The following is a 21681-nucleotide window of genomic DNA, read 5'->3' on the forward strand; positions in this document are numbered from 1 at the left end:
AAGCCGGAGGGGATCACGAAATGCGTATACTGTCAATATGGGGCATGGTTTACTGTTCCTTGTTAACCCATTCCTGATATTTTTAGTAGCTTGAAATCACAGCGCTGGATTTTAACTATTTGCCGGCATCTGACTAAATTTGCCGCACAAAAAAGCGCCCAAACCGACGGGACGCCCTTTTTTGTCTTTTTTACTTGAATCGCGTCAAAATCTTCGCGTACTGTTTTTTCATCATGGAAAAAGACAGTTTTTTGATCAGGTTGTACCAGGGAACCTTGATGGTTTCCGCCCCTTTGAGGGAATCCTTGATCATTCGCTTTACAAATTCATATTCCTCATAACTCAGCTTCAGTGGTTCGTCGCTTTTTTTCATCGTGTATTCCCGCACATAGTTGAAAAAATCGTAGAGGGTGTTGCCTTTCGTCGGTTCGTTGCCGAATTGCTTGCGGACTTCGTCGATGAATTTCCCCATAAACTTCTTGTCGCCCCGGTCGAAGGTCACGTTGTATTTCCGGTTGCCCTTCCCGATCTTTTGTATGGTATTCATGACCCCCATCATGGACGACATGTTGTTCATCTGCATGGGATCCATGGTTCCGGGATTCACGCGCTGCATTTTCAATGTAAACTCCTCCTTTCTTCTATCTTTCCTGTTTCGCGATGCTTTCGTTGATTTCTTCGGCGCTTATGGAGCCCTGTCGCAGGATCCTGACGTCTCCCGCCGAGATGTCGGCGATCGTTGAGGCGAGACTCAGCGGACATTTTCCGTCGTCGATGACGATCCGGGCTCTATTTTTGATGGTTTCGGACAGTTCCTCAAAGGCCGCCGGCGTTTCCGTGCCTGAAATATTGGCGCTTGTCGTGGGAAATATTCCCCCCGCCGCCCGGATTACCGCCAGGGCCACAGGCGAATCGGGCATCCGGACGCCTACTGTCCGCCCGCCTGCCGTGATGAGGTCGGGCACGTTGTCTTTCTTTTCGAGGATCAGCGTCAGGGCCCCGGGCCAGAATTTTCGGGTCAAAGCCTGAAACAGCGCGGCGTGAGCCTCGACTTTGGCGACTTTCGCGACCGCTTCCACCGAATCCACCAGGAGAATCAGTGGCATGTCGTGATTTCGCTCCTTGGCGGCGTATATGCTTTCGAGAGCCGCCTCGGAATTGAGCGTCGCGCCGATGCCGTACACGGTATCCGTCGGGTAAATGATCAAAGCCCCGTTCCGGACGGCTTCGCCCAAGCCCGCGATAATATGCGCTTTCTCCTCATCCCGCAAACCCTTCAAATCAATATAAGTTGTGCTTTCATTTCCCTTACTCATAAAATTCCAAACTCATTGAATACTCATGTATTCATGGAAATCCGTGTAATCACAGTCAATCATATATTCAGCGCATTCACCGTAATCACAGTCTATTTTTTCTCGAACAGCTCCGATATGGACAGATGATTCACGATTCTGCTGATGGCTTCGGCGAAAATCTCGTCCACGGAGAGGATCTTGATTTTGTCGATGCGCTTTTCGGGCGGAAGGACGATCGTGTCTGTCATGATGATTTCCTTGACCGGCGCGCTCTTCAGGCGCTCAATGGCCGGATCCGAAAAGATGCCGTGGGTACAGCAGGCGTAGATTTCCTTGGCGCCGCGCTCATGGAGGGCCGAAATGCCCGTGGAGAGCGTTCCCGCCGTATCGATGATGTCGTCTATAAAGATGGCTGTTTTGCCGTCGATATCGCCGATGACGTTCATGACTTCAGCCACATTGGGCTTGGGCCGCCTTTTGTCAATGATGGCCAGCGTGCAATCCAGGCGTTCGGCCAGCTTTCTGGCTCTTTTTACGCCGCCCAGATCAGGCGACACCACCACAAGGTCGTCGGTATTGAATTTTTTCTCTTTGAAATATTTCGCCATCAGCGGAAGCCCCTGCATATTGTCCAGAGGAATATCGAAGAAACCTTGGATCTGGTCCGCGTGGAGGTCCATGGTCAGGACTCTGGCGCAACCGGCCACCGTCAGGAGATTGGCCACGAGCTTGGCCGTAATGGGCTCCCGGGGGCTCGCTTTTCTGTCCTGCCGGGCGTAGCCGTAATAGGGGATGATGACATTGATCGTCCGCGCCGAGGCCCTGCGCAGGGCGTCGATAAAGATCAAAAGCTCCATGAGATTCTCATTGACGGGTCTTGAGGTGGACTGGATCAGATAGACGTCCATGCCGCGAACGGGCTCGTCGATCTTGATGTAACATTCGCCGTCACTGAAGTGGATGACTTCGGCCTCGCCGAGGGGCAGACCGCAGCGGAGCGCTATTTTTTCCGCCAATTCCCTGTTTGATGTGCCCGAGAAAATCTTTACGTCCTTAATTTCCCTCATTTTCCTTCTTCCTCCAGTTCGTTTTGATCAATTGCTTGTTGCGTTCCACGGACAGCGCGTTTTCCGGAACTTGTTTCGTAATGACGGAACCCGCGCCGATATAGGCGCCGTCTCCGATGGCCACCGGGGCCACCAGGATGGAATCGCTGCCGATAAAGGCGTTTTTCCCGATGGTCGTGGGGTTTTTCTTTGTCCCGTCATAGTTGCAGGTGATGGTCCCCGCGCCGATATTGGTGTTCTCGCCGATATGGGCGTCGCCGAGGTAGGTCAGGTGTCCCGATTTGACTCCCTTTTCCAGCGTGGATTTTTTCGTTTCCACGAAATTTCCGATATGGACGTTTTCTTTTAAATGGGACAGGGGCCGCAAATGGGCAAAAGGCCCTATGGTCACGCCGTTTTCGACGACGCTCTGCTCGATGACGGAGCTCTCGATCCGGACATGATCGCCCACGGTACTGTCTATAATTCTGGTATTTCCGATGATTTCGCAATTGGCGCCCAGGGCCGCGCGTCCCTGGAGGAGAACGCCGGGCCAGAGAAGCGTATCCCGCCCCACGCTGACGTCTTCTTCCACATAGGCGGCGTCGGGATCAATCATCAGGACCCCCTGCTCCATAAGGCTCCGGTTTTTGCGCTTCCGCAGTACCTTTGCCGCGAGGGCCAGCTCGACCTTTGAGTTTATCCCCATGACCTCGGCGGGGTCGTCCAGCCGGCAGGCGACAACCTTTTTCCCGGCCTTTCCCAGAAGGCCGATGGCGTCGGTCAGGTAATATTCTTTCTTTTCGTTGTCGTTTGTGATGTTGTCCAGAGCGGAAGCCAGATCCGCCGTCTTGAAGCAGTAAACGCCGGCGTTGATTTCCCGTACGGCTTTTTGCTCAGGCGCAGCGTCCTTTTCCTCGACGATGCTTGTAATTTCGTCCCCTTTGGTCAGGACCCTGCCGTAACCGAAGGGATTTTCGACGACGGCGGTCATGACACAGGCCCCGGCCCCGGACGCCCGGAAGGTCTCATAAAAGGCCGTCAGCGTTTCGTTCCGGAGAAGCGGCGTATCGCCGTAGAGAATCATGACGTCCCCCCCGGGATCCCCGAAGTGCGCCTTGGCTTGGAGAACGGCGTGACCGGTTCCCAGTTGCTCTTTTTGCAGGACTGTCGTGATATTTTCATGCTTTTTCGCGACTTCACCGACGAGGTCGGCGCCGTGCCCGAGGACGAGGACGATTTTCCCGGCCGGGGTCTTCCGGACTTCGCGAAGAATTTTTTCAATCATGGGGATGCCGTTTACTTTGTGCAGGACCTTGGGGAGATCGGATTTCATCCGGGTTCCCTTGCCCGCGGCGAGGACGATTGCCGTCAGACTCATGCGCGCTCCTTGAGGTACCGTCTACTGGTACAATTTGAGAATATATTCATATGCTTCGTTGATTTCCCTGGTCTTTTTTTCGTGAAAGGTCTTTTCTTCCCTCGGGGCGTTCATGAATTTGTCCGGATGATGCTGCTTGATCAGCTCCCGATAGGCAAGCTTAACATCTTCGAGACTCGAGCGGTCCGTAATGTTCAAGATCCGCATATATCTGCCCTTGGCGGTCCACACGGGCGTGGGACCGACTTGATCCCGGCCGTTTTTTCCGCCGTCCTCTTTGGATTCGTACTGATAATAGCGGGATTTACGGGTTCTGGCTCTGCCTTTTTTGAAGATCGCGTAAAATACCATGAGGATCTCGAGGGCCAGAAGAACATAATTGACCACGGAAGAGGAGACATAGACGAGAATCAACCCGAGGCCGTAACTGATAATGAAAAAGGGTATGCCCCCTTTTCCGATCCGCACGCCGTAAAGATAGGCAAAGATCAGCGGTAGCAATAAAAACAAAAATGTGTAAAACAATCCCGGTACGAGCGCTGAAAATACTGCCGCCATGATCTCCCTCTGCCGCCCCGGTTACGCGCCTTGCAAAACCGAGGTCAATTCTTTGATTTTTTTCGCTATCTTTTTGCTTCTGGGATCAAGGGGATCAATCTCATAGGCAATGTTGTATTCGCGTTTCGCTTTTTCGAGTTGACCGAATTCTTCATAATTTTTGGCAAAATTGACGTGGGCGCCGTAGATGTCGAGCCCCCCGCAGATGACGAGGTCATAGTTTTTGATGGCCTCCTGGATATTGCCGGCCCTGGACCAGGCGTTTCCGAGCAAAAAGCGCACAAACGCCTCATCGGGCTTCAGATCCAGCGCTTTGTTTAGGAAAAGGATCGCTTCCCGTATTCTTTCGGTTTCATAGTACAAATAGCCCAAAATGCCTAAGAATTCGCCGTCGTCCGGTTTTTTCTCCAGAAATTTTTCACAGAGCCTGATCGCGCTCTGGTAGTCTTTTTTGTGGCAAAGAATGACGAGCAGATTTCGCAGTTTGATCCTGTCATCGGGTCGCGAAAGCAGGTGAATACGGATTTTTTCCTCTTCCACCGCGATATCTTTACCGGCATACCGCTTCATCATGTAACGTTTAAGCATGTCTCACTCCTTTTACCAAAAAAGCTGTCGCACTTACTCCTTTTTTCTTTCTTGCCGTACCGCTTTTCCGTACCACTGATATTATATCATAAAAACCGGAATAAGGGAAAGGAAAAATTACAGTATGTTGTAATTTCGGATCATTCGTTCCATTCTTGCCAAGGTTCGGTCACGTCCGATGACGTAGAGGATGTTGAAGAGATCCGTTCCGATGGACTGGCCGGTCATGGCCGCCCGGAGCGGCATGTAGACTTTGCCCGCGCTGTCGGTCTCGATTTCTTCCCACGTGGCGTGCAGGATATCCTTCGCTTCATCAACGGTAAAGCTGTCTTTGGGGTAGGCTTTCAGTTTTTCGAGGAAAAGGGCGACGGCTTTTTTTCCGGTCTCATCGAGAATGGAGCTCCGGAGTTTTTCGACGCTCTTTTTCTGCTTGCTGTTCATGTCTTCCGCAACCTCTTGCAGCGTGATGTCGTCCACAAAGAACTGGGCGGCGTTTTTCACGAGGGCCTTCAGCGTGGGGGCCCCTTCCCGCAGGATTTCCACGACTTTTTTCAGCGTGGCGAATTCGGCGTCGGATACCGTTTCCCCGGCATAGCCGGCTTCCCTGAAAAAGGGAACGGCCAGGGCCGTGAGCTCGTCGAGATCCTTCATACGCATATGATGATTGTTGACCCAGCCCAGTTTCACGAGGTCAAAGACGGGACCGCCGAGAGAGACGTTGTCGATATTGAAATTTTCCTTGAATTCCTCCAAAAAGAAAATCTCTTTGTTGTCCCCCATGGAATAGCCCATAAGGCCCAGAAAATTTACGATTCCTTCTTTCAAATATCCCTCTTCCCGGTACCAGACGAGGGAAACGGGGTTTTTCCGCTTGGAAATCTTGGATTTGTCGGAATTGCGTAAAAGCGGCATGTGGATAAATTCCGGCATGTCCCAGCCGTAGGCCTTGTACAGCTGGATGTGCTTGGGCGTCGAGGCGATCCACTCTTCCGCCCGGATCACATGGGTAATCCCCATCAGGTGATCGTCCACCACGTTGGCCAGATGGTAGGTCGGGTAGCCGTCGGCCTTGAGCAGGACCTGATCGTCAATCTTGTCGTTTTCAAAGACAATCTCGCCCCGAAGCCGGTCCTTGATCACGGTCTGGCCCTCATAGGGCATCTTGAGCCGGATCACGTAGGGTTCCCCGGCGTCAAGCTTCGCTTTGACCTGTTCCGGCGTCAGCGAACGGCAGCAACCGTCGTAGCCCGGGGCTTTTCCCATGGCCTTCTGCCGTTCCCGGAGCCGGTCGAGCCGTTCGGGCGTGCAGAAGCAGTAATAGGCGCCGCCGGAAGCCACAAGCTTTTCGGCGTATTCTTTGTACAGAGCGATCCGCTCGGACTGGCGGTAGGGGCCGCAGGGGCCGCCCACGTCGGGCCCTTCGTCGTAGTTCAGATCCAGCCATTTCAGAGCGTCGAAGATCATTTTTTCCGAGCCTTCCACATAGCGGTTCTGGTCGGTGTCTTCGATCCGCAGAATAAAATCTCCGCCGTTTTTCCAGGCGAAGGCCAGGTTGTAAAGCGCGATATAAGCCGTGCCCACATGGGGGTCGCCCGTGGGCGAGGGGGCTATTCGCGTGCGTACTCTTTTTTCCATTTTTCTACTCCTGTATTGGTATGGTTCGCTAACGGTCGTCAGGGCCGGTTTGGTTTCAGTTTTTTCCATCTGAGGTAGCTGTTGATGAACTCGTCGATTTCCCCGTCCATGACGGCGCGGATGTTTCCGATTTCCGTCTGGGTCCGGTGGTCTTTGGCCATGGTATAGGGTTGGAAGACATAGGAGCGGATTTGGCTGCCCCAGCCGATTTCGCTCTGCTCGCCCTGGATTTCCCGCATTTTTTCCTCCTGCTTGGTCATTTCGACCTCAAGGAGTTTCGAGCGCAGGAATTTCATGGCCGTCTCCCGGTTCTGGAGCTGGGAACGCTCTTTCTGGCAGGTGACGACAATGCCCGTGGGCATGTGGGTGATCCTGACGGCGGAATCGGTCATGTTGACGTGCTGGCCGCCGGCGCCGCTGGAACGATACGTATCGATCCGGAGGTCTGAGGGATCAATGGTCACGTCGACGCTCTCGTCCACCTCGGGCATAACCTCCACGGAGGCAAAGGACGTGTGCCGCTTTTTGTTGGCGTCAAAGGGGGAAATCCGTACGAGCCGGTGAACGCCCTTTTCGCTTTTGAGATAGCCGTAGGCCCGTTTTCCCTCCACGAGAAACGTAACGGACTTGACGCCGACGCTTTCCCCGGGCATGAAATCCAGTTCCTTGACTTTATAGTTCCGGAGATTGCACCAGCGGGTATACATGCGGTACAGCATGTCGGCCCAGTCGCAGGCCTCGGTGCCCCCCGCTCCCGAATGGATCGTCACGATGGCGTTGTTGCCATCGTATTCCCCGTCCAGCAGCAGGTCCGTATCGAAGGCGTCCACATCTTTGCGGAGCTTTCTGTGCTTTTCGTTGAGCTCGGGCAGGAAATCCTCCTCGCCCGCGTCGACAAATTCGATCAGCACGGCCTCGTCGTCCAGTTCACGGCCGATATCGGAAAATTCGGCGAGAATTTCCTTTTCCCGGTTCATGTCCTGAATCACGGCGGCGCTGGTTCGCTTGTCGCCCCAAAACCCCTCTTCCTCCGTTTTTTTCGTGAGGCTTTCTATTTTCTTTTCCCGCGCCGGGACGTCAAAGAGACCTCCCGATGGCGGCGATCTGTTCTTTCATTTCCTCAAATTCCCTTTTGATGTCTGAGTAATCCATTTGTTTCATTTCTCCTTTTATTCGAGTTTTTCCAGTATGTCGTCGGGGATATCAAAATTGGACCAGACGGTCTGCACGTCGTCCAGATCGTCCAGGGCCTCATACATGCCCATAACGGATTTTGCCGTATCGAGATCGGAGATCGGAACCTTGTTTTCGGCCGACAATTCGATCTCGGCGTCTTCGTAGGCATAGCCCCGGGCTTTCAGGGCGTCCAGGGTCGATTGAAAATCGGCCGGATCCGTGATGATCTCAAAATAGCCGTCCGCTTCTTTGACGTCGGAAGCGCCCGCATCGAGGGCGTCCATCATGACTTTGTCGGGGTCGAGCCCTTCGGCTTTGATGGAAATGGTCCCCTGCCGCTTGAACATCCAGGAAACGGCGCCGTCGGTCCCGAGGTTGCCGCCTCTGCGGGTGAATGTCGAGCGGACTTCCGAAGCGGTCCGATTTTTGTTGTCGGTCAGCGTATCGACGATAAAAGCCGTCCCCGCCGGACCGTAGCCCTCGTACCGGAGTTCCACGTATTCCATGCCCTCCAATTCGCCGGTTCCTTTTTTGATGGCCCGTTCGAGGGCGTCCTTGGGCATATTGCCGGCCTTGGCCTTTTCGATGGCCAGTCTCAGGCGCGGGTTGAAATTGGGGTCGCCGCCCGCTTCTTTTGCCGCGACCGCGATCTCCCGACCGAATTTCGTGAATAATTTGGCCCTTTTGGCGTCCTGGGCCCCTTTTCTGTGCTGTATGTTATTCCATTTACTGTGTCCGGACACAAAAATCCCTCCTGTTCTTTTTCAACTTAAAGATTTTACCATATTTATTGAAAATTTTCAATGTTTGTTTCGCAAATCAAGGCAAAATTCGCCGCCGATCAGTACGTGCACCGGCTGATCATGCGGCTCTGAGGGGATATCGGGAAAAATCTGAAAAGAAAAGGCCAGGGCTGCCCGAAGAGACTCGGGATGATCCGCGAGAAAACGGTCATAGTAGCCTTTGCCGAAGCCGAGACGCCTGCCGTGGACGTCAAAGGCCAGTCCAGGTACAAGGATCAGATCGATGGGACCGGTCCGGGGCGGACCCTGGGGTTCGGGAACGCCCAGCGCGCTTTTGACGAGAGCTTCATCTCCCGGATCGGGGACCGCTACCAGTTTTTCCCCCTCGACCCGCGGCAACAGGACGTTCTTCCCAAGGTTGCGCAGAGCAGCCCGCAAATCCGCCGTTTCCACCTCGCCGTCAAAACTCGCGTAGGCCAGCACGGTCACGCAGGGAAACGTTTCGAGGAAAGCGAGCAAACGCGCGACGATCTTCCGGCTCTCCGAAAGGCCTTCGTCGGGGGAAAGGGTCCGGCGTTTCGCCCGGACGGATCTTCGTAAAGACGCTTTATCCGGCCCCATGGAGTTTGTCCAGCTCCTTTTTGAGCGTCTTGAGGTCGTTCCAGAAGGCCTTGGCCAGCGGGGCCTCCTTGCCGAAATCCATGCGATTTTTGTGGGCGAAGGCCGCGTCATAGGTCACAAGGATTTTCGTATCTCCGAAAAGCTCCATGACGGTCCCCCGGATTTTCGCGAAGTCCATTTCCTTCGAAAAAAGGGCGTTGGCGGCGTCGGTCCCTAAAGCCACAATGATCCTGGGATTCAAGAGCGACAATTGCATATCGAGAAGTTCTTTGAGCGTCTCCTGGTCTTTCTCAAGAAAATCCCGGTATTTGCAGCGGCGCTTTGTCAAGGTCGTCACGTAATAGGACGAGGCGTCAATGCCCTCGTAGTCGCAGAGCTTGTAGAGGAATTCGCCGCTGGAGCCCGGGGTCGCCTTGAGGTCTCCGTCGTCATAGAGGCCCGGGTCGTCGCCCACAAAGACGATCTTCCCGTTCCGGTTGCCCGATCCCGCGATGACGTCGCCGTCCCTGAGATCCGGAAAGGGATTCTTCAGGTTTTTCAGCTCGAACAACAAATCTTCCCACAGTTCTTCAAAATTATCCATTTATTTCACCTCAAAAAGCCCCGTTTGCTCATCCTGACGGGCGGCCTCGAAATCGAGACGGATCCCGCAGGCCTCAAGCTCCCGGCGCGTGGTCTCACAGGCTCTGTCGTAGGTATTGCTGTCCCGGCTCACATGGGCGAGCCAGACTTTTTGCAGACCGCCGTGGTAGATGTCCCGGATAAAGCGGGCCGCCGACTCGTTGGACAGATGGCCGTTGTTGCTCTTGATCCGGTTCTTGAGCTCAAAGGGATAGCCGCAGCTCAAAAGCATGGCGTGATCGTAATTGCTCTCGATCACTACGACGTCGCAATCCCGGAAATTTTCCCGCACGACATTGTCCACATGGCCGATGTCCGTGGCGATGGCGACGCTCCTGCCGTCGTCGGAATTCAGGCGGAAGCCCATGGTCCTCACGGCGTCGTGCATGACGTCAAAGGGGATGACTTCGAGGTCGTCGCCGAGGATAAAGTCCCCCCGGATATAGCGAATCAGTTCCCCCGGCACTTCGCCGAGGCGCGCCCGTCCTGCCTCATGGCTCTCGGCCGTCAGATACAGCGGGATATCATATTTCCGGGACAGGATCCCCGCCCCGGCAATGTGGTCCATATGCTCATGGGTCAAAAGAACCGCCGACAATTCCGCGGCGCTTTCGCCGATGGCGTTAAGCTTTTCTTCTATTTTCCGGCAGCTGAAACCCGCGTCGACGAGGATCCTCGTCGAGCCGCTCCCGATAAAGGTCGCGTTTCCGGAGCTTCCGCTGCCCAGTATGGATATTTTCATGAATGTCCTTCCCGGGCATTTGTCTTTTTCTGTTGTTCGCGATGCCCACGGATACATTATAACTGTTTTTTTCGAAAATTTCTATCCCTTTCTTTGGAAAATCGAAATAAAAAAAATTTCTTGACAAATCTGATAAAAAAGTATATGATAGTTTCATCAATTTATCTTGGATTTCCCATCAAGAGAGACTGAGGGACTGGCCCGGAGACGTCTCAGCAACCTACCAAAAGTGTGGTGCTAATTCCAGACAGATGGACGTATAGCGTGTTATCTCTATCTCTGAACTTGGTGGAAGTTTGGAGATTTTTTTATAGGGAAAGGCCCCGGTCATGATAGAACTCATCAAGGTCAATAAAATATACCCCAACGGCTTTCACGCGGTCAAAGACGTCTCGTTGAAAATCGATACGGGGGACATCTTCGGCATCATCGGTCTTTCAGGAGCGGGGAAATCAAGCCTGATCCGGCTGATCAACCGTCTCGAGGAGCCCACGTCAGGGAAGGTCCTGATTGACGGCGTCGATATCACAGCCCTGCCCAAGGACAAGCTTCTGGAACGCCGGAAAAAAATCGGCATGATTTTCCAGCACTTCAATCTGCTCTCGTCCCGGACGGTTTTCGGAAACGTGGCCTTTGCTTTGGAGATCGCCAAATGGGACCGGAACCGGATCAAATCCCGGGTGGAGGAGCTGCTCGAAGTCGTGGAGCTGACCGACAAGGCCGCCTACCACCCCTCCCAGCTCTCGGGAGGACAGAAACAGCGGGTCGCCATTGCCCGAGCTCTTGCAAACAGCCCCGACATTTTGTTGTCGGACGAGGCCACCTCGGCCCTTGACCCCAAGACAAGCAAGACGATCCTCGAACTCATCAAAAACATCCAGAAAAAATATAATCTTACGGTACTCATGATTACCCACCAGATGGAGGTCATCCGCGACACTTGCAACAAAGTGGCCGTTCTCTCCGAAGGGGAAGTCGTCGAAAAGGGCGGCGTCCATCATCTTTTCATGAATCCGAAGGCCGAGATCACGAAAGAACTGATCTCGAGTCTGCCCAACGACGAGGAAACCAAGGTCGAATACCTCAAAAACAAGGGCCAGAAGATCATCCGGCTCACGTTTATGGGGGCCGTCGCCAGAGAACCCATTATCACCAAGGCGGCAAGAACCTATAACATAGATTTGAGCATTATCGGAGGCACCATCGACAACCTTGCCACCATGAACATCGGCCATCTGATCATCGAGCTGGGCGGCGACATGAAAAAGCAGGAAGAAGCGGTGGAATGGCTCCGAAAAGAGGAAGTTTTCGTAGAGGAGATGTACAATGGGCTTTGATTGGTTGCAAAACCACATTACCGGGCAACTGCCCACCATCATCCGTATGGTGCGCATGTCCCTCGCGGATACGGTCTACATGATCATATTCGCGGGTTTTTTCGCGACGCTCCTGGGTTCCCCCATCGGGATCCTCCTCGTGGTCACAAGGGAGGGCAATATCCTCGCCAGCCCGAAACTGAATAAAGTCGTACAGGCCGTCATCAACGTATTCCGTTCGATTCCCTTCATCATCCTGATGATCTGCCTGATGCCGACGACAAGGAGGTTGATCGGAACCACAATCGGGAAGACAGCGGCAATCGTGCCTTTATCCATATCGGCTGCTCCTTTTGTGGCAAGAATGCTGGAAGGCGCGCTGAACGAAGTCGACAAAGGCTTGATTGAGGCCAGTTCCTGTATGGGGGCCTCCCCCATGACGATTATTTTGAAAGTAATGATCCCCGAAACACTGCCCCATATCATCCACGGACTCACGGTCACCATGATCAATCTCGTGGGCTTTTCCGCCATGGCCGGCGCCATCGGCGCGGGAGGGCTCGGCGACCTTGCGATCCGCTACGGCTATCAGCGCTTTGAGACCGCCATCATGATCTACGCCGTCATTGCCATCGTGCTCCTTGTCCAGGGCATCCAGGCCCTCGGCAATTATCTCATGCACCTGGCGCGAAGAAACCGGTAACCCTTGTAAAATCCCACGGATTTCACGGGTTCCGGCGAACCCGTTTTATTTTGGCCAAAAAATGATAAAATAAACTGAATTTATGGAGGAAAAAATGAAAAAATTGATTCTGGCATGTACTTTATTCGCGGCAATCGTTCTGGCAAAACCAGTAAAAATCGGCGTGACGCCGATCCCCAATCCCGATATTCTCGAATTTATCCGGGAGGATTTGAAAAAAGACGGCATTGAAATTGAAATCGTGGAATTCAGCGACTATGTGTCCCCCAATCTGGCTCTGGCCGACGGCTCCCTGGACGCCAACGCCTTCCAGCACATTCCCTTTTTGAAGAAATTCTGCGCCGACAGAGGACTGGACCTCGTCGACGTGGGCGTGACTTTCGTGAGCCCCATCGCTCTATATTCCCAGAAATACAAAGACGTCAAGGACATCCCCGACGGCGCGAAAATTTCGCTGCCCAACGACCCCACCAACGGCGCGCGGGCGCTGATTTTGCTCCATGACAACGGCCTGATCAAAATGAAGGACAGAAACAACCTGACGGCGGGCGTCATCGACATCGCCGAAAATCCGCACAAATATCAGTTTATCGAACTTGACGCGGCCCAAGTGCCGAGATCCCTGGGCGACGTCGACGCGGCTCTGATCAACGCCAATTACGCCGTTGCGGCCGGTCTCGCCCCCGCCACGGACAACATCCTCATCGAGAAAGCGGGCGCGGACAATCCCTACGTAAACGTATTCGCGGTCCGGACAGCCGAAAAGGACAGAGAGGACGTCAAGACCATCGTAAAACACTATCAGTCGGAAAAAGTCCGGAAATATATGCTGGAAAAATTCAAAGGCGCGTATCTCCCCGCGTTTTAAGCGATAAAGCGGATAATTTCGCCGTAATTTGCTCCGAAAAACAAAATCCAACAGAATGAGGTGCGGAATATGAGTAAAGTCGTCACATCAACCTTCGGTTACCCCAAGATCGGGGAAAACCGTGAACTGAAAAAAGCATTGGAAAGCTATTGGGCGGGAAAACTCCCCCGGGACGAATTTGTCCGGCAGACGGAAGAAATCCGTCTCGAACGCCTGAAAAGGCAAAAAGCGGCCGGTATTGACCTGATCGGCTCAAACGATTTTTCCCTTTACGATTCCATGCTGGATCTGGCGTTGTCGCTGGACGTTGTTCCCGCGCGTTTCAGGGATATCGCCGACCCCCTGGACCTGACCTTCGCGGTGGCCAGAGGAACGGCGGGCGCTCCCGCTTCGGAAATGACAAAATGGTTTGACAGCAATTACCACTACATTGTACCGGAAATCGAAGGCGCCTTTACCTTGAAAGAAAATATCGCGCTGAAAGATTATCGCTTTGCCAGGGAAAAAGCCGGCGTGGAGACCGTTCCCGGCGTCATCGGACCGTACACGTTTCTGCGGCTCTCCAAGGGTTACGAAGCCGCTCAATTTGCCCCGCTGCTGCAAGCCCTGGGGACCGTCTACCGCCAAATCCTGACGGAACTGCAAGAGGCCGGAGTCGCCCTCGTACGCCTTGAGGAGCCGGCCCTGACCTTCGATCTGAGCGCGGCGGAAGCCGATCAGGTCATCGCGCTCTACAAGGACCTGACCGGGGGCCTAACGATCCCCGTCTATGTGCAGACCTATTACGAGAGCCTGAGTCAGTACAAAAAACTCACGGAGGAACTGCCGGTACAGGGAATCGGTCTCGATTTTTCCGTCAACGGGGAAAACCTCGAAAATCTCAAAAAATACGGTTTCCCCAAGGATAAGGTCCTCGTCGCGGGCGTTGTGGCCGGACGGGACGTCTGGAAGACGGACTACCGGAAAGCCCTCGCGCTTGTCAAAGAAATCGCCGCCCTCGCGGGAAAAGAAGAGCTTGTGCTCTCAAACGCCGCGCCTTTGTTCCATCTTCCGGTTTCTCTCGCTCAGGAAAAGGGAACCCTCGATGACAAGGTGCTCGCGCTTTTGTCCTTTGCCGACGAGCGCCTCGGGGAGCTGGCTATCCTCAAAAGCGCCGTAAACGAAGGGAAAGAACCGCCCGCGCAAGATCTTGAGGCCATTCGGAGCGGTTTTAAAAACGAGGCCGTTCAGAAAAAAGTCGCCGCCATCGATGAAAAGAAGGTCGGCCGCAAGGTCCCCTTCGCCGAACGGCAGATAGTGCAGCAAAATATCCTGAACCTCCCGCTCTTCCCGACGACGACCATAGGCTCGTATCCCCAGACCGCTGAGGTTCGGAAAAACAGGGCCGACTTCAAGGCCGGCCGCAAGACGGAAAAGGAATATCTGGATTTTGTCAAAAAGGCCGCCGAAGACGTCATCCGCCTGCAGGAGGAGCTCGATATCGATGTTCTCGTGCACGGGGAATTCGAGCGGAACGACATGGTGGAATACTTCGGCGAATTGCTGGACGGTTTCGCCTTCACGAAAAACGGCTGGGTGCAATCCTACGGTAGCCGCTATGTGAAGCCGCCCCTGATTTATAGCGACGTGTCCCGGCCGAAGCCCATGACCGTCGATACCATCGCCTATGCCCAGAGTCTCACGAAGCGCCCCGTCAAAGGGATGCTGACGGGACCCGTGACGATTCTCTGCTGGTCCTTTTACCGGCGGGATATCCCGAAAAAGGAAATCGCTTACCAGATCGCCCTGGCGCTCCACGAGGAAGTGCTCGATCTCGAAAAAGCCGGCGTCAAAGTCGTGCAAATCGACGAGCCCGCCTTCCGCGAAGGCCTGCCCCTCAAAAAGAGCAAGCAGCGGGAATACCTCGACTGGGCCGTGGCGGCCTTCAAGCTGACCAATCAGGACGTGAAGCCCGAAACCCAGATCCATACCCATATGTGCTATTCGGAATTCAACGAAATCCTGCCGGATATTTACGCCATGGACTCCGACGTCATTTCCATCGAAGCGTCCCGGAGTCGCGGGGAGATTATCGGCGAATTTGACAAAGTTCACTATGACCACGGCATCGGCCTTGGCGTCTATGATATCCATTCGCCACGGGTTCCTTCCGAAGAGGAGATGAAAGCCATTGTGGAGAAATCCGTGGCCTTCATTGACAAAAGGCTCTTCTGGGTCAATCCTGATTGCGGGCTCAAAACCCGCGCCTACGCCGAGACGATTCCTTCCCTGACCCATATGGTGGCGGCCGCCAAAGAACTCAGGGAAAAATATCGTTGAGCGCGGGGAGATGATCGTTTGCTGATACCCGCGCGCTACGCCGATGACAGACAGACGCTGTCCTTCGAGGTTTTTCCGCCGAAAAAAGACGCGGATATTCCGAAAATTTACGACGTGATCCGGGAGCTGGCCGCCATCAGCCCCGATTTCGTCTCGGTGACCTACGGCGCCAGCGGCAGGGAACGGACGGAAAAGACCGTCGACATCGCGGCCAATATCGAAAGCGGCTTCGGCATTCCGGCATTGGCCCACCTGACCTGCGTCTCGGCTACGAAAGCCGAAATTGAAGACATTCTTTTGAAATTGCGGGCGAGGGGGATCGACAACATCCTCGCCCTTTTGGGGGATCCCGTGCCCGACGCGCCACCCAGCCATGACTACCGTCACGCCTCGGATCTGATCCGTCAGATACGGGCGGCGGACATGGGCTTTGCCATCGGCGCGGCGGCCTACCCCGAGGGTCACATCCGCTGTCCGCGCTTTTCCGATGATATCCGCCATCTGCGGATGAAGGAGGAAGCGGGCGCTGATTTTTTCATTACCCAGCTCTTTTTTGACAACGAGATTTTTTATCGATTTTTGGACATCGCCCGGGCCAGCGGCGTCACCAAGCCCATTTCCGCGGGAATCATGCCGATTCTCGGTCGACAGCAGATTGAGCGGATGATTTTCATGTGCGGCGTTTCCCTGCCTTCGGGGGTCATCAAGTTGCTGTACCGCTACGAACACGACAGCATCTCCCTGCGGAAGGCCGGCATCGAATACGCGGCCCGGCAAGCCCGGGAATTGCTGCGCAAGGGCGTCGACGGCATCCACATTTATACGATGAATCAGCCTGATATCGCCGAAAGTATCGCCGATTACGTACGGATCCGGAATTACCGGAAATAAGCCCCGGTCTTTTTCCTGTGAAAATTGTTGCCAAATCGCGGGATTCGTTATATAATGCTTATATAAATCCAAGGCATGACGAACGATGCGGGAGGACACTATGGAAAAATATGATATCATTGTGATTGGAGGAGGTCCGGCGGGAGCGGTATTTTCGTATTTCATCGACCCGAAATACCGCGTTTTGCTGCTGGAAAAACGGGATTACGGCGCGGATCCGCAGCGGATCAAGTCCTGCGGCGGGCTCTTGAACGAGACGGCCCAGGGATTGTTGTCCTCGTTGGGCTACGGACTGCCGACGTCCATCCTCGTCGATCCCCAGATCTTTCATGTGCGGGTCCTCGACCGGGACAGCGGGCAGAGCCGGCGCTTCTTCAAGGGCTACCTCAATATCGACCGGGAAAAGCTGGACGACTATCTGCTGAGCCGCAGCGAAAATGAAAAATCGAACCTCACGGTGACTCGGGGTTCGACTTATCATGATTTTCAACGGATCAACAACCGGACCTACCGGATCCGCTACCGGACCGGAGGCATCCTCAAATACGCCGAGACAAAGGTCCTCGTGGGGGCCGACGGCGCCAATTCCCAAGTGGCCCGGGAGATCGTGCCCAACATCAAAAACATCTGCGTTTCCATCCAGAAACGCTACAAAAAAGCCGCGCCCATGAAGGAATTTTTCGCGATCCTCGACAGCCGGATCAACGACTATTATTCCTGGGTAATCCCCAAGGAAGACGAGGTGCTTTTGGGGAGCGTCTTCCCCCAAGGAAAGAACATCCGGGAAAAATTCGATCTTCTGGAGGCTTCTGTCCGGGAAAAGGAAGGCGTTCTCGGCGATCTGATCCGGGAGGAGGGGACATTTCTCAAACGACCCCGCTGGGAAACGCAGTTCATCGGGCACGGTAGCTTCGGTCTCGTAGGGGAGGCCGCGGGATTCATCAGTCCCAGCTCTTCCGAAGGGATCAGCTACGCGCTCAAAAGCGGCTGGCTGCTCGCCAAAAACCTCAATAAATACGGCCTCGATACGGGGATCGCCAAATACGCCTCCGCCTGCAAGTCCATCACGACAGACATCCGGATGAAATTTCTCAAGTCCAAACTGCTCTATACGCCGTGGATCCGGAGCGTCCTTCTCCGCACGGGAATTCACGCCGATCCGGAACTCTAAGCGCTTTACTTTTGAGTCAATCTCGCCTCAAGGGCCTTTTTTTCCTTTTCATAGCCCTTTTTTCCCAAAAGCGCGAACATGTTTTTCTTGTAGGATTCGACGCCGGGCTGGTTGAAGGGATTGACGCCCAGCAAATAGCCGCTGATTCCGCAGGCCTTTTCAAAGAAATACAGCAGATAGCCGAGGCTGTAGGGACTCGCTTCATTGAGCGTGATCACAAGATTGGGAACGCCGCCGTCCGTATGGGCCAGACGGGTCCCGGCCGCGGCTTTTTTATTGACAAAATCCATTCCTTTTCCCGCGAGGTAATTCAGACCGTCAAGGTCTGTTTTTTCTTTTCCCAGCGCGATATCCCGAGATGGCGTATCAATGAGGATCGCGGTCTCGAAGAGATTCCGGAGGCCGTCCTGGATGTACTGACCCATGGAATGAAGATCGGTGCTGAAATCCGCCGCCGCCGGGAAAATCCCCTTTTTGTCTTTGCCCTCGGATTCCCCGAACAATTGTTTCCACCATTCGCCGATGTAGTGCAGTCTCGGTTCAAAATTGATCAGCATTTCCACGGTTTTCCCCTTGCGATAGAGGATATTCCGTATCGCCGCATAGCGATAACAGGGATTTTCCGCGAGGGGCTTGGCGCAGTCTTTTGCCGCGTCGGCGGCCCCCTTGAGGAGTTTCGTAATATCGATGCCCGCGCAAGCGATGGGGAGCAGGCCCACGGCGGTCAGAACGGAAAAACGTCCGCCGACGTCGTCGGGGATCACAAAAGATTCGTATCCTTCTTCCGTCGCGGTATTTTTGAGCGCCCCCCGGGCTTTGTCCGTCGTCGCGTAAATCCGCTTGCGGGCTTCTTCCGCGCCGTATTTTTTGACGAGGGCGTCTTTGAGAATGCGGAAGGCGATCGCGGGTTCCGTCGTCGTCCCGGATTTTGAGATCACATTGACGGACCAGTCCTTTCCCTCCAGAAGATCGAGCAGGTCCGCGAGATACGCGGGGGAAATGTTGTTGCCCGCGTAGTAGATTTCAGGCGTTTTGCGCTTTGCCGCGGGGAGATTGTTGTAAAAACTGTGGGAGAGGAAATCAATGGCCGCTCGGGCGCCGAGGTAGGAACCGCCGATCCCCGTGACGATCAGGGCGTCGGAGTCTTTCCGGATTTTTTCCGCCGCTTTCCGGATCCGTGTCGCTTCAGCCTTGTCATAGTTTTTCGGCAAATCGACCCAGCCCAGAAAATCGGAACCCGCGCCGGATTTTTCATGGATGGCCCCGTGGGCCGCCGCCACTTGGGCCTCCATCATCAGGATTTCTTCTTCGCTGAGGAAATTCAGGGCGCTGCCGTAATCCAATGTTAACGTTTTCATAAAGCCTCCTTCGGTCTTTTCGTAAAATGAGATACGCGTTTGAAAATAGCAAAGATTTGGTTTAGTTACAATTATCTGTGACGGACAACATTTTATTTGTCACAAATGAAAACAGTTTGCAAAATTTTGTGAAACTTATCCGGCGATTTATTTTTTAAGATCGGTCAAAAATCAGAACGTTTTGTGCGCCCGAACCCCGCCGTATTGCCTGGTTTCGCTATGTTCCGCGAAAATCGGCGCTTTGCTTCCCGACTTATTATACACGATATCTTCGGTATTGTAAACTGAAAAAATGCACGAAATTTTAAAAAAATCATAAAAATATTTGACAAGATCGCTGTGATAATGGTACAATCAAAGTACAGCTTATTAACTTTATGGAGGATAGAAAAATGAAACTAACAAATGAAGTTGAGTATGGTTTTCGGACGATCCATTACCTTGCAAACGCACCGAAAGGGAAGATCATCTCCTCAGTTGAAATTTCCAATAATGAAAAAATACCGCACCTGTTCGGCTTGAGAATTTTGAAAAAATTAGCTGACGCCGGTATCGTGGAAGTGTTCAAGGGTTCCAGAGGCGGCTACCGGCTCAAAAAAGACGCGCGGAAAGTATCTCTGAAAGACGTCATTGAAGCCATCGAAGACAAAATCAATATCTCGGCGGGCATCGCGGTAAAAGGGGCGTGCAGCGACAGATACGAAAAATCGGGGATCGGAAAGGCGATCAACGGTATCGAAAAAGAGTTTATCAAAGGACTCGGCGGCGTGACCTTCAACGAATTCATCAAAAAAAGCAAGTAAGAAACGGGGATAAAAAAAGGGCTTTGCCCTTTTTTTTATCCCTGCCGGATTTCCCGGATGTCTTCATTGAGCTCTGTAATTTTTGAGATATCCTCAATGGAAGTGATAAACTTTTCAATAAGCAGCCCACGGAAAGTGTCCTTGCTCGAAAGGCTGTGGTCGATCAAAAAGCGTACGGCCCCCATGGCCATCCGTACAGCCTCTACCAGCGGATCGCCGTTCAGGAGCTTTCCCGTCATGACGGCCGAAAAGATGTCCCCGGTTCCCGGTACGACAACCGGCACGTGGGCGTAGGGCAGGCAGAATGTCCGGTCCAGCTTGTGGTCGTAAACGCCGACAACCCGTTCTTTCTTCCCTTTGAGGGCTATGCTGGTCACGACGACGGATTTGGGGCCCAGCGCCCGGACGCCTTCTATGAGAGTCTTGATGTCGCTCTCGGCGATTTCCGTCTTGCCCGCATGAAGCCCGGTCAAAAAACAGGCTTCGGTCAGATTGGGGATCACGATATCGGCCCTGGCGATCAGTTTTCGCATGATGCCGATACGGCTTTCGTCGACCCCGTTGTAGAGTTTGCCGTAATCGCCCATGATGGGATCCGAAATCACGAGCAGATTCTTGTTTTTTTCCTCATCGGCAAAGGCCCGGATGATGTCCACCTGCTCCTCCGTCACGAGAAATCCCGTGCAGAGGCAGTCAAAGGTAAAGCCCAGCTCGTTCCAGACGACGATGGAGCGCCGCATGTACTCCGTCGTTTCAAGAATTTCAAATTTGCCGTAATCCAGCGTATTGGAAACCAGCGCCGTCGGCAGGTTGTGGATATAATGGCCCATGGCCGAGAGTATGGGAATCATGGCGCCCAGGGCGACTTTCCCGTATCCCGGCATATCGTTGATCAAAAGAATATTTTTGTGCATTGCGGGAAAACTTCCTTTTCGTTTATTGTGATTATCTTGTATTATATCATATTTTTCCGGGATCCGCCATTAAAAAAGCGAAAATTCACAGGGCCGCGGGATTTTACTTTTTGCTTCATTTTTATAGAAAAAAAGCGTATAATAGGAGGTGAATTGAAAAGTTCCGTTTCTAAGGAGGGTTCTGTGAAATTTTTAGGCGTCATTCCGGCGCGTTACGCCTCTACCCGCCTGCCCGGAAAGCCCCTCGCGGATATCTGCGGACATCCGATGATCGAGTGGGTCTATAAACGAGCGGCAAAATCGGGTCTGGACGAGGTGCTGATCGCCACGGACAGCGAATTGATTTATGAGGCCGCAAGCGCTTTCGGCGGCAAATGCGTGATGACAAGGGCCGATCACGCCAACGGCACGAGCCGCATCGCGGAAGTCTGCGAAAAATACCCGGATTTTGACGTAATCGTCAACGTGCAAGGCGACGAGCCTTTGATCGAACCGGCCATGATTGATCTCGTGATCTCGGCCTTCCGGGAGGAGCCGGAGCTCCTGATGTGCACGCTCCGGCATAAATTGACGGATCCCGTGGAAATCCAAAATCCCAACGCCGTCAAGGTCGTGACGGACAAAAACGACCGGGCCCTGTATTTTTCAAGGAGTCCCGTCCCCTATCCGCGGGTCGCGGAGCGGGTCGCGTATTACAAGCATATCGGAATCTACGGCTACAAGCGAACCTTTGTCCTTGAGTACGCGGCCATGGCGCCGACGCCCCTCGAAGGCGCAGAATCCCTCGAACAGTTGCGTGTCCTCGAGAACGGCGTTCCGATCAAGGTTGTCGAAACGACCCACCGGCTCATCGGCGTCGATACGGCCGAAGAATTGGCGCGCGTCAGAGAATATATCGAAAAAAACCATTTGGCGATATCATAAACAAG

Annotated in this window: 22 protein-coding genes and 1 riboswitch; of the genes, 8 read left to right on the forward strand and 14 right to left on the reverse strand. The window is 53.6% G+C overall.

All coding sequences use genetic code 11. The features are described from left to right. Window positions 1-190: 190 nt before the first annotated feature. The 12 genes from LBQ97_03255 to LBQ97_03310 form a co-directional block, all read right to left on the reverse strand. Complete coding sequence (locus tag LBQ97_03255; protein MDR1831738.1) at window positions 191-616, reverse strand: hypothetical protein; 426 nt, start codon at window positions 614-616, stop codon at window positions 191-193. Between the two features lie 25 nt (window positions 617-641). Beyond that, window positions 642-1316 (reverse strand): threonylcarbamoyl-AMP synthase, encoded by a 675-nt coding sequence (locus LBQ97_03260; GenBank protein ID MDR1831739.1) that lies wholly within the window; start codon window positions 1314-1316, stop codon window positions 642-644. A gap of 92 nt (window positions 1317-1408) precedes the next feature. Then, on the reverse strand, window positions 1409-2365 hold the full coding sequence (locus LBQ97_03265) for a ribose-phosphate pyrophosphokinase (GenBank protein ID MDR1831740.1): 957 nt from the start codon (window positions 2363-2365) through the stop codon (window positions 1409-1411). After that, window positions 2352-3725: a bifunctional UDP-N-acetylglucosamine diphosphorylase/glucosamine-1-phosphate N-acetyltransferase GlmU gene (gene glmU, locus LBQ97_03270; GenBank protein ID MDR1831741.1), complete on the reverse strand. Its 1374-nt coding sequence runs from the start codon at window positions 3723-3725 to the stop codon at window positions 2352-2354. Before glmU ends, LBQ97_03265 begins: the two co-directional genes overlap by 14 nt. A gap of 21 nt (window positions 3726-3746) precedes the next feature. Beyond that, the gene (locus tag LBQ97_03275) at window positions 3747-4283 is read right to left on the reverse strand and encodes a J domain-containing protein (GenBank protein ID MDR1831742.1); all 537 of its coding nucleotides are present in this window, start codon (window positions 4281-4283) and stop codon (window positions 3747-3749) included. A gap of 21 nt (window positions 4284-4304) precedes the next feature. Then, entirely contained in the window at window positions 4305-4871 is a 567-nt protein-coding gene (locus LBQ97_03280; protein MDR1831743.1) for a tetratricopeptide repeat protein, read from the reverse strand. 117 nt (window positions 4872-4988) lie between these two features. Next, entirely contained in the window at window positions 4989-6506 is a 1518-nt protein-coding gene (gltX, locus tag LBQ97_03285; GenBank protein MDR1831744.1) for a glutamate--tRNA ligase, read from the reverse strand. Between the two features lie 38 nt (window positions 6507-6544). After that, window positions 6545-7658 (reverse strand): peptide chain release factor 2 gene (gene prfB, locus LBQ97_03290; protein ID MDR1831745.1). Its coding sequence is split into 2 segments (ribosomal slippage): window positions 6545-7585 and window positions 7587-7658, totalling 1113 coding nucleotides; the frame shifts between segments, so codons are not numbered across the junction. A 17-nt stretch (window positions 7659-7675) separates the two neighbouring features. After that, a complete protein-coding gene (locus LBQ97_03295; GenBank protein ID MDR1831746.1) occupies window positions 7676-8425 on the reverse strand; it encodes a YebC/PmpR family DNA-binding transcriptional regulator in 750 nt (249 codons plus the stop codon). A 57-nt stretch (window positions 8426-8482) separates the two neighbouring features. Then, the gene (locus tag LBQ97_03300; GenBank protein MDR1831747.1) at window positions 8483-9046 is read right to left on the reverse strand and encodes a 5-formyltetrahydrofolate cyclo-ligase; all 564 of its coding nucleotides are present in this window, start codon (window positions 9044-9046) and stop codon (window positions 8483-8485) included. Beyond that, window positions 9033-9629, reverse strand: coding sequence for a uracil-DNA glycosylase (locus tag LBQ97_03305; protein MDR1831748.1), 597 nt, complete (start codon window positions 9627-9629; stop codon window positions 9033-9035). The genes LBQ97_03300 and LBQ97_03305 overlap by 14 nt, the downstream gene beginning before the upstream one ends. Further along, window positions 9630-10409, reverse strand: coding sequence for an MBL fold metallo-hydrolase (locus tag LBQ97_03310; GenBank protein MDR1831749.1), 780 nt, complete (start codon window positions 10407-10409; stop codon window positions 9630-9632). Window positions 10410-10581: 172 nt separating this feature from the next. Beyond that, window positions 10582-10667: riboswitch (SAM riboswitch) on the forward strand. A 71-nt stretch (window positions 10668-10738) separates the two neighbouring features. Here LBQ97_03310 and LBQ97_03315 point away from each other — a divergent pair. From LBQ97_03315 to LBQ97_03340, 6 genes are all read left to right on the forward strand, one after another. After that, a complete protein-coding gene (locus LBQ97_03315; GenBank protein ID MDR1831750.1) occupies window positions 10739-11746 on the forward strand; it encodes an ATP-binding cassette domain-containing protein in 1008 nt (335 codons plus the stop codon). A 46-nt stretch (window positions 11747-11792) separates the two neighbouring features. Then, entirely contained in the window at window positions 11793-12428 is a 636-nt protein-coding gene (locus tag LBQ97_03320; protein ID MDR1831751.1) for an ABC transporter permease, read from the forward strand. A gap of 94 nt (window positions 12429-12522) precedes the next feature. Next, complete coding sequence (locus tag LBQ97_03325; GenBank protein ID MDR1831752.1) at window positions 12523-13296, forward strand: MetQ/NlpA family ABC transporter substrate-binding protein; 774 nt, start codon at window positions 12523-12525, stop codon at window positions 13294-13296. 69 nt (window positions 13297-13365) lie between these two features. Beyond that, a complete protein-coding gene (metE, locus tag LBQ97_03330; protein ID MDR1831753.1) occupies window positions 13366-15615 on the forward strand; it encodes a 5-methyltetrahydropteroyltriglutamate--homocysteine S-methyltransferase in 2250 nt (749 codons plus the stop codon). Between the two features lie 18 nt (window positions 15616-15633). Further along, window positions 15634-16506 carry a methylenetetrahydrofolate reductase [NAD(P)H] gene (gene metF / locus LBQ97_03335; protein MDR1831754.1) on the forward strand — a complete coding sequence of 291 codons (873 nt, stop codon included), beginning with the start codon at window positions 15634-15636 and terminating at the stop codon, window positions 16504-16506. Window positions 16507-16606: 100 nt separating this feature from the next. Continuing rightward, window positions 16607-17677: an FAD-dependent oxidoreductase gene (locus tag LBQ97_03340; GenBank protein ID MDR1831755.1), complete on the forward strand. Its 1071-nt coding sequence runs from the start codon at window positions 16607-16609 to the stop codon at window positions 17675-17677. Between the two features lie 5 nt (window positions 17678-17682). Here LBQ97_03340 and LBQ97_03345 read toward each other — a convergent pair whose 3' ends face one another. Next, window positions 17683-19035: a glucose-6-phosphate isomerase gene (locus LBQ97_03345; protein ID MDR1831756.1), complete on the reverse strand. Its 1353-nt coding sequence runs from the start codon at window positions 19033-19035 to the stop codon at window positions 17683-17685. 392 nt (window positions 19036-19427) lie between these two features. Here LBQ97_03345 and LBQ97_03350 point away from each other — a divergent pair, with 392 nt between their 5' ends. Next, window positions 19428-19838 (forward strand): Rrf2 family transcriptional regulator, encoded by a 411-nt coding sequence (locus LBQ97_03350; protein ID MDR1831757.1) that lies wholly within the window; start codon window positions 19428-19430, stop codon window positions 19836-19838. A gap of 35 nt (window positions 19839-19873) precedes the next feature. Here LBQ97_03350 and LBQ97_03355 read toward each other — a convergent pair whose 3' ends face one another. After that, window positions 19874-20752 (reverse strand): pyridoxamine kinase, encoded by an 879-nt coding sequence (locus tag LBQ97_03355; GenBank protein ID MDR1831758.1) that lies wholly within the window; start codon window positions 20750-20752, stop codon window positions 19874-19876. A gap of 183 nt (window positions 20753-20935) precedes the next feature. On the opposite strand from LBQ97_03355, the gene kdsB reads away from it, so the two are divergent. Then, window positions 20936-21676 (forward strand): 3-deoxy-manno-octulosonate cytidylyltransferase, encoded by a 741-nt coding sequence (gene kdsB, locus LBQ97_03360; protein MDR1831759.1) that lies wholly within the window; start codon window positions 20936-20938, stop codon window positions 21674-21676. Window positions 21677-21681: the final 5 nt, after the last annotated feature.

This window comes from Fusobacteriaceae bacterium, assembly GCA_031272775.1.
GTDB lineage: Bacteria > Fusobacteriota > Fusobacteriia > Fusobacteriales > Fusobacteriaceae > JAISST01.